We start from the raw sequence: 13,415 nt of genomic DNA, 5'->3' as shown, positions 1-13,415 counted from the left end.
CGGACCGGAGACCCGGCGGGCTTGCGCGTGCGGTGGGACGGGAGTGTGGCCCGTGACGGATCAGGCGGTGGACACGGACGGCGTTCAGCTGTCGGGACGCACGCCGGTGGAACGCCATTTCCTGGGCCGTACAAGGGAGTTGAAAGAGCTGCGCGCCGATATCGAGCGCGCGGGCCTGAACACCCTGGCCGGCCGCAAGGCGCCGCGCGCGCGGGTGCTCCTGATCGCGGGCAAGCCCGGATCGGGCCGCACGGCGCTCGCCGAGGAGCTCGTGCGGGAGGTCGCGGACCGTTACGACGGCGGGGTGCTGCGCGCCCGGCTCAGCGAGCCCGACGGCACGCCCGTACCGGTCGAGCGCACCGCCCGCGAGCTGCTCGCCGCGCTGGACCGGCCGAGCCCGCCCGGCGCCGCCGAGGACGAGCTGAGCGAGGCCCTGCGGGCCGCCCTCGCCGACCGCAGGGCGGTGCTGCTGCTGGACGACGCGGCCGGTGCCGAGCAGGTCGACGCCCTGCTGCCGGACACCCCCGAGTGCCTGGTCGTGGCCGTCGCCGGGGGCCCGCTGACCGGGATCTCGGACGTCCGCCCGTGCACCATCGGCGGTCTCGACACGAAGTCCGCGCTGGAGCTGCTGACCCGCCACACCGGTTCCGTCCGCATCACGGTCGACCCGCGCGCCGCCGAGGGCCTGGTCGAGGAGTGCCGGGCCCAGCCCGCCGCGCTGCGGCTGGCCGGGGGCTGGCTCGCGGCCCGGCCCAAGGCCGCCGTCGCCGACCTGGCCAAGCAGCTGCACACGGAGGGCACGGACGGCACACCCCTCACCCGGCTGTTCCGGCTCGTGCACGCCTCCCTGCCCGCGAGCGCCGCCCGGATACTGCGGCTGCTCTCCCTCGCACCGGCCGGCCTCGTCGACCCGCACACCGCCTCCGCCCTGGCCGGCTGCTCGGTGGACGGCGCCCGCACCGTCCTCGACGACCTCGTCGCCATGGGCCTGCTGCGGGCCGTGGAGTCGCCGCTGCCGCAGTACGAGGTCCCGGGCGCCCTGCACCCCCTGCTGCAGGCCGCCAGCGAGGCCGAGGACCGGCCCGCGGAGCTCCAGCTGGCCCGCGCCCGGATGCTGGAGCGGACCGTACGGCTGTTGCAGTCCTGCCGGGCGATCACCGAGACGGACGACCCCGAGGGGCGCGAGAAGCTCCAGGCCATGCCCCGCGCGCTGCGCTTCCCCAGCCCCCGGGCGGCCGCCGAGTGGCTGACCGTGCGCAGACCCGCGCTGCTGGCCGCGGCCCGCCTCGCGGTCGCCGACGGCGAGCTGGACACCCTGGCCCGCCGCCTGATGTCCCAGCTGGTCAGGGCGATGGTCGCGCACTTCGGCACCCAGGCGGCGGCCGCCGACCTGTACGGCATCCACCGGCTCGTGCTCGATGTCGCCGAGCGCCGGAACCTGCCCCGGGAGAAGGCCGCGGCGCTGCTGAACCTCGCCGACGTGGACGCGCAGACCGGCCGCACGGCCGAGGCGCTGGTGCGCTACCGGGCCGCGCTGGACGCCGGACGCGAGGCGAACGACCCGTATGCGACCGGCCGCGCGATGGAATCCGTAGGCGGCGCGCACCTGGAGCTCGGGGACTTCGACCGGGCCGCCGACTGGTTCGGCCGGGCGCTGGCCCAGCGGCTGGCCCGGGACGAGCGCGCGGACGCCGCCCGGCTGTACGGCCGTATCGCCACCGCGCACACCTACGCGAGCCGCTACGGCGAGGCGCTGCGCCACTGGCGGGCGGCCGTCGCGGGGCACCGCAAGAACGGTGATGTGGGCGCCCAGGCAAGGGCGTTGAGCGAGCTGGCGCGGGTCCAGGAGTACGCGGGGCGGCCGGCCGAGTCGCTGCGCACCTGCCAGGAGGCGGTGGAGTGGGCGCGCCGCGCCGAGGACGTACGGCTTCAGGCCGCGCTCCAGCTGCGGCTGGCGGACACGCTGGAGCATCTGGGCGACCCGGCGGCCGCCCGCCTGCACCGCGGCGCCGCCGAGCGCATGCTGGGAGATGAGCTCCCGGAGAGCGACCCAGAGCCGGAACACGGCGCTAACGCCTGCGAAATCCGTAGTGCATCCACGGAAGATTGAAGCATTGAAAGGCTAGACACCGAGAACGCCTTCATTAGACTGGCTCTGCCGCACGTTCTCCTGCGGTGCATCCCTGTGCGTCCTATGTGCACGGGTATGTCTTGTCCTGCCCCCATTCCCTGAGCCAAGGACCGTGATCGACGTGAAGGTCGGCATCCCCCGCGAGGTCAAGAACAACGAGTTCCGGGTGGCCATCACCCCCGCCGGTGTGCTGGAGCTGGTGCGCCACGGCCACCAGGTCGTCATCGAGCGCGACGCCGGCCTCGGCTCGTCGATCACCAACGAGGAGTACGTCGCCGCGGGCGCCGAGATCCTGGACTCGGCGGACGAGGTGTGGGCCACGGCCGACCTGCTGCTGAAGGTCAAGGAGCCGGTCGCCGAGGAGTACCACCGCCTCCGCAAGGACCAGACGCTCTTCACCTACCTGCACCTGGCCGCGTCCAAGGAGTGCACGGACGCCCTCCTGGAGTCCGGCACCACGGCCATCGCGTACGAGACGGTCGAGCTGCCGGGCCGCGGGCTGCCGCTGCTCGCCCCGATGTCCGAGGTCGCGGGCCGGCTGGCCCCGCAGGTCGGCGCCTACCACCTGATGCGCGCGGCCGGCGGCCGTGGCGTGCTGCCGGGCGGTGTCCCGGGCGTGACGCCGGCCAAGGCCGTCGTCATCGGCGGTGGCGTCTCCGGCTGGAACGCCGTCCAGATCGCCGTCGGCATGGGCTTCGACGTGACCCTGCTGGACCGCGACATCAACAAGCTGCGCGAGGCGGACAAGATCTTCGGCACGAAGGTCAAGGCCGTCATGTCCAACTCCTTCGAGCTGGAGAAGGCCGTCCTCGACGCCGACCTCGTCATCGGCGCGGTGCTCATCCCGGGCGCCAAGGCCCCGAAGCTGGTCACCAACGAGCTCGTCTCCCGGATGAAGCCGGGAAGTGTCCTTGTCGACATCGCGATCGACCAGGGCGGCTGCTTCGAGGACTCGCGTCCCACGACGCACGCCGAGCCGACCTTCCGGGTCCACAACTCGGTCTTCTACTGCGTCGCCAACATGCCGGGCGCGGTGCCCAGCACCTCCACCAACGCCCTCACCAACGCCACGCTGCCCTACATCGTGTCGCTGGCCGACAACGGCTGGACCGAGGCGCTGCGCCGCGACGCCGCCCTGGCCCGGGGCCTCAACACCCATGACGGCCAGGTCGTTTACCGCGAGGTCGCCGAGGCGCACGGCCTCGACCACGTCTCCCTCGACGCGCTTCTCGGCTAAGTCACCAAACAGTAAAGGCGATACGTCAACAAGGATCGTCAACCGCACACACCAGGCCGGACCTTGCCCGACAAGGTCCGGCATGGTGTGTGTATGGTCACTTTGCGTCGCCGGGTCAACTCGCCTCGAACGTAACCCTTGAACCGATTCGTACACCGGTGAAACCTGCTGTGCGACGGCCGTACGCCCTTGACAGCGGGATGTTTCATTGCCGACACATCCTGCCGGGTCCGGCGGATTGTGTTGCTGCGGACGCCCGACACGCCATAGAGTCGCCAACCGTCGGCATGGTGTCACGCTGACCTGTCTAGAAGTTTCCTGGTCACCAAGGAGGTAAGACGACTTGTGAATGAGTCGACATTTTCTCCCGGGGGTGGTCAACCAGGAACGCCGGTCCGAGGCCAGGGCCCCGAGGGGTTCGAGGCTGTCGGCTCCGTCGCTGTGCGCACCTTCGCAGCCCACCAGAGTCCGCAGGCGACTCGGACAGCACCCCAGAGCATGGATGGCCATCACGTGAACGCCATGGCCGGCGACGGAAGTGGCGCGCCCCGCAACCACTTCGCCGACTACGACGAACTGCCCGAAGGGCACTTCTACGACCCCGACGCCGAGTACGAGCCCGACCCCGAGTACGCGGCCACGCTCGCGCCCGACGCGGCACGCCAGCGTCGCGAGCGCATCGGCCCGACCGGACGTCCGCTGCCGTACTTCCCGATCCCGGGTCCGCTGACCGACCACGGGCCCGCGAAGATCATCGCGATGTGCAACCAGAAGGGCGGCGTCGGCAAGACGACGTCGACCATCAACCTGGGTGCCGCCCTCGCGGAGTACGGCCGCCGGGTGCTGCTCGTCGACTTCGACCCGCAGGGCGCGCTGTCGGTGGGTCTCGGTGTCAACCCGATGGAGCTGGACCTCACCGTCTACAACCTGCTCATGGAGCGGGGCATGTCGGCGGACGAGGTGCTCCTGAAGACGGCGGTCCCGAACATGGACCTGCTGCCCAGCAACATCGACCTGTCGGCCGCCGAGGTCCAGCTCGTGAGCGAGGTCGCGCGCGAGTCGACGCTCCAGCGGGCGCTGAAGCCGCTGCTGCCCGACTACGACTACATCGTGATCGACTGTCAGCCCTCGCTCGGCCTGCTCACGGTGAACGCCCTGACGGCCGCGCACAAGGTGATCGTGCCGCTCGAGTGCGAGTTCTTCGCCCTGCGCGGTGTGGCGCTGCTGACGGAGACCATCGAGAAGGTCCAGGAGCGGCTGAACCCGGAGCTGGAGCTCGACGGGATCCTCGCCACGATGTACGACTCGCGCACCGTGCACAGCCGTGAGGTGCTCGCGCGGGTGGTCGAGGCCTTCGACGACCACGTCTACCACACGGTCATCGGGCGCACGGTCCGCTTCCCGGAGACCACGGTCGCCGGTGAGCCGATCACGACGTACGCGTCCAACTCCGTCGGTGCAGCCGCCTACCGTCAGCTCGCCAGGGAGGTGCTCGCCCGGTGTCACGCCGAGTGAGTCTGCCGGGGGCCGACGAACTGTTCCGTACGACAGGGGGAATGGCACTCCAGCCGTCCACTCCACGGCGCCCGGCCAACGGCGAGGCCCGGGTGCCGGCCCCGGCGGGGGAGAGCGACCAGACGGCCGCCGCCCCCGCGGCGGACGCGCCCCCGGCGGTGCCCGTACAGGGCGGCGACGGCGAGGGCGCCGAGCACGTGGCCGCCGACCCGGAGGCGGCCGACGCGGGGGAGTCCCGGATCCGGGCCGCCGCCGCGGAGCGCACCGCCCGGCGCGGGGCCGCGCAGGAAGGTTCTGCCGACCCGCAGGGACAGCCGCGCAAGCGCGGGCGCTCGCCCGCACGGCGCCCCAGCGGGCGCGAGCGGCACGACGAGAAGATCACGGTGTACGTGTCCGCCGAGGAGCTCATGGACCTGGAGCACGCGCGTCTCGTGCTCCGCGGTGAGCACGGGCTGGCCGTCGACCGTGGGCGGATCGTCCGCGAGGCGGTCGCCGTGGTCCTGGCCGACCTGGAGTCCCGGGGGGACGCGAGCATTCTCGTTCGACGCCTGCGCGGACGGTAGGGGTAGCCTGCGGGGGCTATGTCCTCGAAGTCCTCGAACGACGCTTCCGGCCCCGGCGCCTCCGCTCGCCGTCGGCGAGCGCTGGGGCGTGGGCCGGGCACGGCCGGGGCGACGAGCCCGGCCGCCGCGCCGCCGGAGACCGAGGCCGTCGCACCCGAGGCCGTCGCACCCGAGCGTGCGCACCCGGTCGAGCGCGAGCCCGAACCGGGGCCGGCCCCCCGGACGGGACCACCCGGCTCCGGCCCCGAACCGGGGCCCGAGGTCTCGGTTCCGGGACGCGAGCCGGGGCCTGAACCCGAGTCCGAACCGGCGCCCGAACCCGAAGCGGTCGCGGCATCCGAGGCCGTCTCGGCCGCCGGGGCGGGGACCGCGGCCGGGTCGGCGGTCCGGGCGCGGTCCGGCGAGGTCCAGGAGTCCCCGGACGGGGTGTTCAAGGTCCGGCTGGCGAACTTCGAGGGCCCGTTCGACCTGCTCCTCCAGCTGATCTCCAAGCACAAGCTCGACGTCACCGAAGTGGCCCTGTCGAAGGTGACCGACGAGTTCATGGCCCACATCCGGGCGATGGGGCCGGACTGGGACCTGGACCAGACGACCGAGTTCCTGGTCGTGGCCGCCACCCTGCTCGACCTGAAGGCGGCCCGGCTGCTGCCCGCGGCCGAGGTCGAGGACGAGGCCGACCTGGCCCTGCTGGAGGCCCGCGACCTGCTGTTCGCCCGGCTGCTCCAGTACCGGGCGTACAAGCAGATCGCCGACATCTTCCAGCACCGGCTGGCGCAGGAGTCCCGCCGCCTGCCCCGTACCGTCGGCCTCGAACCCCACCACGCCGAGCTGTTGCCCGAGGTCGTGATCAGCATCGGCCCGGAGGGGTTCGCCCGGCTCGCCGTCAAGGCGATGCAGCCCAGACCCAAACCGCAGGTCTACGTCGACCACATCCACGCGCCGCTGGTCAGCGTGCAGGAGCAGGCGGGCATCGTGATCGCGCGGCTGCGGGAGTTCGGCGAGGCCAGCTTCCGCACCCTCGTCGAGGACACCGACGACACCCTCACCGTGGTGGCGAGGTTCCTGGCGCTGCTGGAGCTGTACCGGGAGAAGGCGGTCGCCCTGGAGCAGGAGGACGCCCTCGGCGATCTGCTGGTGCGCTGGACCGGCGGCGACGGGGGAGAGGTCCCACAGGTCACCGACGAGTTCGACCGGCCGCCCGAGGCGCCGAACGAGGAGAAGAAGGCGTGAGCGAGGAGAACACCGACATCCCGGCCGGTTCCGGCACCGTGGCCGACCTCGATCTCAAGCCGGCCCTGGAGGCCGTGCTGATGGTCGTGGACGAGCCCGCGACCGAGGAACACCTCGCGAAGATCCTCCAGCGGCCCAAGCGGCGGATCGGGGACGCGCTGCGGGAGCTGGCCGACGAGTACACCGTGCAGGGGCGCGGCTTCGAGCTGCGGCTGATCGCGGGCGGCTGGCGTTTCTACACCCGGCCCGAGTACGCGGCGGCCGTGGAGGGCTTCGTCCTGGACGGCCAGCAGGCCCGGCTCACCCAGGCGGCGCTGGAGACCCTCGCCGTGGTCGCCTACCGCCAGCCGGTCAGCCGCAGCAGGGTCTCCGCGGTCCGCGGAGTGAACTGTGACGGGGTCATGCGGACCCTGCTGCAGCGCGGTCTCGTGGAGGAGGCGGGCGCGGAACCCGAAACAGGTGCGATCCTGTACGTGACGACGAACTACTTCCTGGAGCGGATGGGCCTGCGTGGCCTGGACGAGCTCCCGGAACTCGCGCCCTTCCTCCCGGAGGCGGCGGCGATCGAGGCCGAGACGCTGGAAGGGGTCCCGTCGTTCGATCCGGACGCTCCGGATTCCGAGGACGCAGACGACAAGACGGAACTTTGATGCGAAGCAGCAGCGGCAGGAACAGCAGCGGAAACAACGGCGGGAGCCGTGGTGGCAACAGCGGCGGCCGCGGCGGGAGCAGCGGTGGCCGGGGCGGGAGCAGCGGTGGCCGGGGCGGCAACCGTGGCGCCGGCAACTACCGCGACGACAAGCAGGGCGGTCGGCCGAGCAAGCCCCGCCCCGAGGAGCGCCGCTACGACGTGGGCCCCGGCGCGACGAAGGACGGTCCCAAGGCCGGACGCGGCGCCTCGGCGCGCGGCGGGGCCAAGGGCGGACCGAAGCAGTCCGCGGGCACCGGACGGGGGCGCTGGGCGCCCGCCACCTCCCGGGAGTACGACGCTCGCGCGGAGGAGCGCAACCGGGAGCGGTACGCCGGCAAGAAGGACGTCAAGCTGCCCAAGACCTTCCCGGGCGCCGAGCAGGAGGGCGAGCGCCTCCAGAAGGTGCTCGCGCGCGCCGGTTACGGCTCCCGGCGGGCCTGCGAGGAGCTGATCGAGCAGTCGCGCGTCGAGGTCAACGGCGAGATCGTGCTGGAGCAGGGCAAGCGGGTCGACCCGGAGAAGGACGAGGTCAAGGTCGACGGCCTGACGGTGGCGACCCAGTCGTACCAGTTCTTCTCGCTGAACAAGCCCGCCGGTGTCGTCTCGACCATGGAGGACAACGAGGGCCGGCAGTGCCTCGGCGACTACGTGACCAACCGCGAGACGCGGCTCTTCCACGTCGGCCGTCTGGACACCGAGACCGAGGGCGTCATCCTGCTCACCAACCACGGTGAACTGGCGCACCGGCTGACCCACCCCAAGTACGGCGTGAAGAAGGTCTACCTCGCGCACATCGTGGGCCCGATCCCGCGCGACCTGGGCAAGCAGCTCAAGGACGGCATCCAGCTGGAGGACGGTTACGCGCGCGCGGACCACTTCCGGGTGGTCGAGCAGACCGGCAAGAACTACCTCGTCGAGGTCACCCTGCACGAGGGCCGCAAGCACATCGTGCGCCGCATGCTCGCCGAGGCCGGCTTCCCGGTCGACAAGCTGGTGCGCGTCGCCTTCGGCCCGATCACCCTGGGCGACCAGAAGTCCGGCTGGCTGCGGCGGCTGTCCAACACCGAGGTCGGCATGCTGATGCAGGAAGTCGACCTGTAGGTCGTCCGTCCGAGCTCCTGATCTCCCGATCACCGAGGCGGCCGGTTCCGGATCTCCGGACCGGCCGCTTTCGTGTGCCCGCCTTCTTGCGCCCACCCTCTTGTGTCCGGGTCATGTGCCCGGGTCTTGTGTTCGGGCGCCCGGGTTATTTATAGTCGTGATGACTATTAAGGAGGTGGGTGGATGCAGGGCTACGACAAGTACGCCTTCGAACCCTTCGCCGTCACCGTCGACCTCGCCGTCCTCACCCTGCGCTCCGGCGTTCTGCACGTCCTGCTCGTCGAACGCGGGCAGGAGCCGTACGCCGGACGCTGGGCGCTGCCCGGCGGCTTCGTGCTGCCCGAGGAGTCCGCGGAGACGGCGGCCCGGCGAGAGCTCGCCGAGGAGACCGGCCTGTCGGACGTCTCCGGGCTGCACCTGGAGCAGCTGCGCACCTACAGCGAACCCGACCGCGACCCCCGGATGCGGGTCGTGTCGGTCGCCTTCGCCGCCCTGCTGCCCGACGCGCCCGAACCACGCGGCGGCGGCGACGCCGCTCAGGCCCGCTGGCTGCCCTACGACCGTGCCGAGCCGCTCGCCTTCGACCACGACCGGATCCTCGCCGACGCCCACGACCGCGTCGGCACCCTGCTGGAGTCCACGAGCCTCGCCACCGCCTTCTGCCCGCCCGAGTTCACCCTCGGCGAGTTGCAGCAGGTCTACGAGGCCGTCTGGGGCGCGGTCCTGGACCGGCCCAACTTCCGGCGCAAGGTGCTCGCCACCCCCGGCCTCGTCGAACCCGTCCCCGGCGGCGCCCGGCTGACCGGCGGCCGCGGCAAACCCGCCGCGCTGTACCGGCCCGGCACCGCCACCACCCTCCATCCGCCGCTGCTGCGCACCGCACGGGAAGGACGCCCCGCATGACCACCACGACCACTGTCCGCAAGCGCGCCGCCACCGGAGCGCTGCTGGGCCTCGCCCTCGGCGACGCGCTGGGCTTCCCGACCGAGTTCAACGATGTGCCGTCGATCCTCGCCAAGTGCGGACCCTGGCGGGAGATGGAACTGATCAGGCCGGCGATCGTCAGCGACGACACCCAGATGACCCTCGCCCTCGGCCGGGGGCTGCGCACCGCGCTGGACCGGGGACTGCTCGGGCCGAAGCGGCTGGCGCGGCCGGTGCGCGAGGAGTTCGTGGAGTGGTACCGCTCGCCGGAGAACAACCGGGCGCCGGGACGTACGTGTCTGACGGCGTGTGCCCTGCTCCAGGACGACCGGCCCTGGCAGGACGCCAGCCAGATCGGCTCCAAGGGCTGCGGCGCCAACATGCGCGTCGCACCGATCGGCCTGGCCCCCGGACTCGACGACGAACAGCGCGCCGGTGCGGCCCAGTTGCAGTCCGCCCTCACCCACGGACATCCGACGGCGCTGGCCGCCTCCGACCTCACCGCGCACGCGGTACACCTGCTCGCCCGGGGAGCCGAGCCGACCGGACTCGTGGGGCTGCTGCGCTCGTACGCCCTCGACAACCGCACCCGCTACCACGAGCGCTGGCTCGGCGACCTGTGGACCCGGGGCCAGGACCCCAGCGCGCTGCACTTCATCGCGCGCGGCTGGGACGACTGCCTGGGCGTCCTGGACCGGCTCCAGGACGCGGTGCGGGCCGGTTCCCGCGAGACCGATCCGTGCCTGGCCACCGGGGAGGGCTGGATCGCCGAGGAGGCGCTGGCGACCGGGCTGCTGTGCTTCCTGCTCTTCGTCGACGAACCGGTGACCGCGCTGCGCCGGGCCGCGTGCAGCTCCGGCGACTCCGACTCGATCGCCTGTCTGACCGGCGCCTTCGCGGGCGCCCACCTGGGCGCCGACGCCTGGCCCGCCGCCTGGGCGGACCGGATCGAGTACCGGGACGAGCTGCTGGAGCTCGGGGCGCTCTGGGACGCCTGACCGGGTCAGACCAGACGGATGGTGTCGCCCTCGACCGTGATCTTCTTCTCGGGCAGCGGCTGGGGCGCCGGAGGGTGCGCGACCGAGCCGTCCGTGATGCGGAACCTGCTGCCGTGGCAGGTGCAGTTGATCGTGCCGTCGGAGACGTTGGCGACCGGGCACTGCCGGTGGGTGCAGATGTTGGAGAAGGCCTTGAACTCGCCCTTCTCCGGCTGGGTGACGACGACCTCCTCGGCCGCGAAGATCGTGCCGCCGCCGACCGGGATGTCCGCGGTCTTCGCCAGTTCCTTGCCGGCGGCGGCCGACCCGGCGGCCGACGTGGCGGTGGAGGTGGCGGCGGGACTGGCGGCGGGACTGGCGGCCGAAGCGGTGGACGAGGCCGTGGGCGAGGTGGCGGAGGCGGAGCCGGAACTGCCGTTCCCGCCGGACTTGCTGCACCCCGCGACACAGGCGGCCGCGCCCGTCGCGAGTACCGTGCGCCGCGTCGGGCCGTGGGTCATGTCGTCACTCCGAAGATGGGGGAGAAACCGGAAGGCGGGGCCGGTCGGTCGCTCCGAACGGAGCAGCAGCATCTTGGCACCGAAAACACCCAGGACGAAGCATTCAGGGGTGGAACGCAATAAAACGTACGGCGCATACGCCCGACAGCCCAGCGCGTCCGCCGTCTCAGCGGACGGGCGCCGCGCACCCGTCGCGCGCGGTCTGACTAGGCTGGACGGACGGGACAGTGATCCGTACGTCACGTACGTCACGTAGATCACATGCATCACGACATCGGCATATCAGTACATCAGCGAGGAGCAGCGCCGTGGCGGTACGAGCGGTCCGGGGGGCCGTCCAGCTGGAGCGGGACGAAGCCGACCACATGAGCGAGCAGGTCGGTGCCCTGCTCAGCGCGGTCCTGGAACGGAACGGCCTGGGCACGGACGACCTGATCAGCATCTGGTTCACGGCCACGCCCGACCTGCACAGCGACTTCCCGGCGGCCGCCGCCCGCAAGCTGGGCATCGTGGACGTGCCGCTGATCTGCGCCCAGGAACTGGACATCGCGGGCGCCATGCCCCGGGTGGTCCGCCTGCTCGCCCACGTCGAGTCCGACCGGACCCGGGCAGACATCGCGCATGTCTACCTCGGTGCCGCGGCCGCCCTGCGCAAGGACATCGCCCAGTGAGGACCGCACTCGTCATCGGCACCGGGCTCATCGGCACCTCCGCCGCCCTCGCCCTCGTCCAGCGGGGCGTCGTCGTCCACCTCGCCGACCACGACCCGGAGCAGGCCCGTACGGCGGCCGCGCTCGGGGCCGGCACGGACGAGGCGCCCGCGGGCCCCGTCGACCTCGCGATCGTCGCCGCCCCGCCGGCCCACGTGGCCGGGGTGCTCGCCGACGCCATGCGCCGGGGCGTGGCCCGCGGCTACCTGGACGTCGCCAGCGTCAAGGGCGGCCCGCGCCGCGAGCTGGAGGCGCTCGGCCTCGACCTGACCTCGTACATCGGCACCCACCCCATGTCCGGCCGGGAGAAGTCCGGACCGCTGGCCGCGACGGGCGACCTCTTCGAGGGCCGCCCCTGGGTGCTCACCCCGACCCGGGACACCGACACCGAGGTGCTCAACCTCGCCCTGGAGCTGGTCTCGCACTGCCGTGCGGTGCCGGTGGTGATGGACGCGGACGCGCACGACCGCGCGGTGGCCCTCGTCTCCCACATGCCGCACCTGGTGTCCAGCATGGTCGCCGCGCGCCTGGAGAACGCCGAGGAGGCGGCCGTACGACTGTGCGGCGGCGGCATCCGCGATGTGACCAGGATCGCCGCGTCCGACCCGCGGATGTGGATCGACATCCTCTCCGCGAACCCGGGGCCGGTCGCCGACCTCCTCGCGGACGTCTCCGCCGACCTGGACGAGACGGTCCGGGCGCTGCGCGCCCTGCAGTCCTCCGACGAGGACAAGCGCCGTGCGGGCGCCACCGGCATCGAGGACGTGCTGCGCCGCGGCAACGCCGGCCAGGTCCGCGTCCCCGGCAAGCACGGGTCCGCGCCGCGGGTGTACGAGACGGTGGCGGTCCTCATCGACGACCAGCCGGGTCAGCTGGCCCGTATCTTCGCCGACGCGGGCCGGGTCGGCATCAACGTCGAGGACGTGCGCATCGAGCACGCGACCGGTCAGCAGGCCGGTCTGGTGCAGCTGATGGTGGAGCCGAAGTCGGCGCCCGTCCTGACGGCGGCGCTGCGCGAGCGGGGCTGGGCCATCCGGCAGTGAAACGGCCGCCGGGGAGCCAGTAACCTTGTGCGGGGCGCCCTCGCGCCCGTCCACCACCCCGGTTCCAGGAAGGTCCCCACTGTGGAAAGCGTCCCGGCAGTGATTGTCGCCATCGACGGCCCCTCCGGCACGGGCAAGTCGAGCACGTCCAAGGCCGTGGCCGCGCAGCTCGGGCTGAGCTACCTGGACACCGGCGCCCAGTACCGGGCGATCACCTGGTGGATGGTGAACAACGGGATCGACATCGCCGACCCGGCCGCGATCGCCGACGCGGCCGGCAAGCCCGACATCGTCTCCGGCACCGACCCGGCCGCCCCGACGATCACGGTCGACGGCACCGACGTGTCCGGACCGATCCGCACCCAGGAGGTCACCTCCAGGGTCAGCGCGGTCAGCGCGGTGCCCGAGGTGCGGGCCCGGATCACCGAGCTCCAGCGCTCCCTGGCCGCCTCGGCGGCCGGCGGGATCGTCGTCGAGGGCCGTGACATCGGCACCACCGTGCTGCCCGACGCCGACCTGAAGGTCTTCCTCACCGCCTCCGCGGAGGCGCGTGCCGCCCGCCGCAGCGGCGAGCTCAAGGGCGCCGACGTGCAGGCGACCCGTGAGGCCCTGCTGAAGCGGGACGCGGCCGACTCCAGCCGTAAGACCTCTCCGCTCGCCAAGGCGGACGACGCGGTCGAGGTGGACACCTCCGACCTCACGCTCCCGCAGGTCATCGCGTGTGTCGTCGGCCTCGTCGAGGAGAAGCGGGCCGCGCGGTGAACACCCGCCC

The 13,415-nt window shown here is 72.3% G+C and carries 13 protein-coding genes and 1 pseudogene; 12 read left to right on the top strand and 2 right to left on the bottom strand.

Features of this window, described 5'->3' with window-relative positions; translation table 11 throughout:
• Positions 1-52: 52 nt before the first annotated feature.
• The 9 genes from ACZ7OY_RS23335 to ACZ7OY_RS23295 all read left to right on the top strand — a co-directional run bounded on the left by ACZ7OY_RS23335 (position 53) and on the right by ACZ7OY_RS23295 (position 10,390).
• Positions 53-2,110 carry a tetratricopeptide repeat protein gene (locus tag ACZ7OY_RS23335; protein ID WP_471913114.1) on the top strand — a complete coding sequence of 686 codons (2,058 nt, stop codon included), beginning with the start codon at positions 53-55 and terminating at the stop codon, positions 2,108-2,110.
• A 142-nt stretch (positions 2,111-2,252) separates the two neighbouring features.
• A complete protein-coding gene (gene ald / locus ACZ7OY_RS23330; protein ID WP_471913145.1) occupies positions 2,253-3,368 on the top strand; it encodes an alanine dehydrogenase in 1,116 nt (371 codons plus the stop codon).
• A 345-nt stretch (positions 3,369-3,713) separates the two neighbouring features.
• Positions 3,714-4,883, top strand: a complete 1,170-nt coding sequence (locus ACZ7OY_RS23325) for a ParA family protein (RefSeq protein ID WP_384725050.1) — start codon at positions 3,714-3,716, stop codon at positions 4,881-4,883.
• On the top strand, positions 4,868-5,446 hold the full coding sequence (locus ACZ7OY_RS23320; RefSeq protein ID WP_471913113.1) for a hypothetical protein: 579 nt from the start codon (positions 4,868-4,870) through the stop codon (positions 5,444-5,446). Before ACZ7OY_RS23325 ends, ACZ7OY_RS23320 begins: the two co-directional genes overlap by 16 nt.
• Positions 5,447-5,464: 18 nt before the next feature.
• A complete protein-coding gene (locus ACZ7OY_RS23315; protein ID WP_471913112.1) occupies positions 5,465-6,676 on the top strand; it encodes a segregation and condensation protein A in 1,212 nt (403 codons plus the stop codon).
• Positions 6,673-7,326, top strand: a complete 654-nt coding sequence (scpB, locus tag ACZ7OY_RS23310) for an SMC-Scp complex subunit ScpB (protein ID WP_471913111.1) — start codon at positions 6,673-6,675, stop codon at positions 7,324-7,326. Before ACZ7OY_RS23315 ends, scpB begins: the two co-directional genes overlap by 4 nt.
• Positions 7,326-8,468 carry a pseudouridine synthase gene (locus ACZ7OY_RS23305; RefSeq protein ID WP_471913110.1) on the top strand — a complete coding sequence of 381 codons (1,143 nt, stop codon included), beginning with the start codon at positions 7,326-7,328 and terminating at the stop codon, positions 8,466-8,468. Before scpB ends, ACZ7OY_RS23305 begins: the two co-directional genes overlap by 1 nt.
• 183 nt (positions 8,469-8,651) lie before the next feature.
• Positions 8,652-9,371, top strand: coding sequence for an NUDIX hydrolase (locus tag ACZ7OY_RS23300; protein WP_471913109.1), 720 nt, complete (start codon positions 8,652-8,654; stop codon positions 9,369-9,371).
• Positions 9,368-10,390, top strand: a complete 1,023-nt coding sequence (locus tag ACZ7OY_RS23295) for an ADP-ribosylglycohydrolase family protein (protein ID WP_471913108.1) — start codon at positions 9,368-9,370, stop codon at positions 10,388-10,390. The genes ACZ7OY_RS23300 and ACZ7OY_RS23295 overlap by 4 nt, the downstream gene beginning before the upstream one ends.
• A 5-nt stretch (positions 10,391-10,395) precedes the next feature.
• Here the strand turns inward: ACZ7OY_RS23295 and ACZ7OY_RS23290 are convergent, their stop codons facing one another.
• Both ACZ7OY_RS23290 and ACZ7OY_RS23285 read right to left on the bottom strand, forming a co-directional pair.
• Positions 10,396-10,890: a Rieske (2Fe-2S) protein gene (locus ACZ7OY_RS23290; RefSeq protein ID WP_471913144.1), complete on the bottom strand. Its 495-nt coding sequence runs from the start codon at positions 10,888-10,890 to the stop codon at positions 10,396-10,398.
• A gap of 93 nt (positions 10,891-10,983) precedes the next feature.
• Positions 10,984-11,157: pseudogene (locus ACZ7OY_RS23285) on the bottom strand (hypothetical protein); the annotation flags it as partial.
• A gap of 41 nt (positions 11,158-11,198) precedes the next feature.
• Here ACZ7OY_RS23285 and aroH point away from each other — a divergent pair.
• The 3 genes from aroH to cmk all read left to right on the top strand — a co-directional run bounded on the left by aroH (position 11,199) and on the right by cmk (position 13,405).
• Positions 11,199-11,561: a chorismate mutase gene (gene aroH / locus ACZ7OY_RS23280; RefSeq protein WP_471913107.1), complete on the top strand. Its 363-nt coding sequence runs from the start codon at positions 11,199-11,201 to the stop codon at positions 11,559-11,561.
• Entirely contained in the window at positions 11,558-12,643 is a 1,086-nt protein-coding gene (locus tag ACZ7OY_RS23275) for a prephenate dehydrogenase (protein ID WP_471913106.1), read from the top strand. Before aroH ends, ACZ7OY_RS23275 begins: the two co-directional genes overlap by 4 nt.
• A 99-nt stretch (positions 12,644-12,742) precedes the next feature.
• On the top strand, positions 12,743-13,405 hold the full coding sequence (gene cmk / locus ACZ7OY_RS23270; protein WP_471913105.1) for a (d)CMP kinase: 663 nt from the start codon (positions 12,743-12,745) through the stop codon (positions 13,403-13,405).
• Positions 13,406-13,415: the final 10 nt, after the last annotated feature.

The organism is Streptomyces sp. NPDC107559, from assembly GCF_055657365.1.
The sequence above is the reverse complement of the archived record's forward strand: the minus strand, read 5'-3'. Positions and strand labels throughout refer to the sequence as shown.

Bases quoted from the DNA above. Each gene is read 5' to 3' on its own strand.
- ACZ7OY_RS23315 (WP_471913112.1), top strand. From the start codon at position 5,465: ATGTCCTCGAAGTCCTCGAACGACGCTTCCGGCCCCGGCGCCTCCGCT.
- ACZ7OY_RS23305 (WP_471913110.1), top strand. From the start codon at position 7,326: ATGCGAAGCAGCAGCGGCAGGAACAGCAGCGGAAACAACGGCGGGAGC.
- ACZ7OY_RS23300 (WP_471913109.1), top strand. From the start codon at position 8,652: ATGCAGGGCTACGACAAGTACGCCTTCGAACCCTTCGCCGTCACCGTC.
- ACZ7OY_RS23295 (WP_471913108.1), top strand. From the start codon at position 9,368: ATGACCACCACGACCACTGTCCGCAAGCGCGCCGCCACCGGAGCGCTG.
- ACZ7OY_RS23290 (WP_471913144.1), bottom strand. From the start codon at position 10,890: ATGACCCACGGCCCGACGCGGCGCACGGTACTCGCGACGGGCGCGGCC.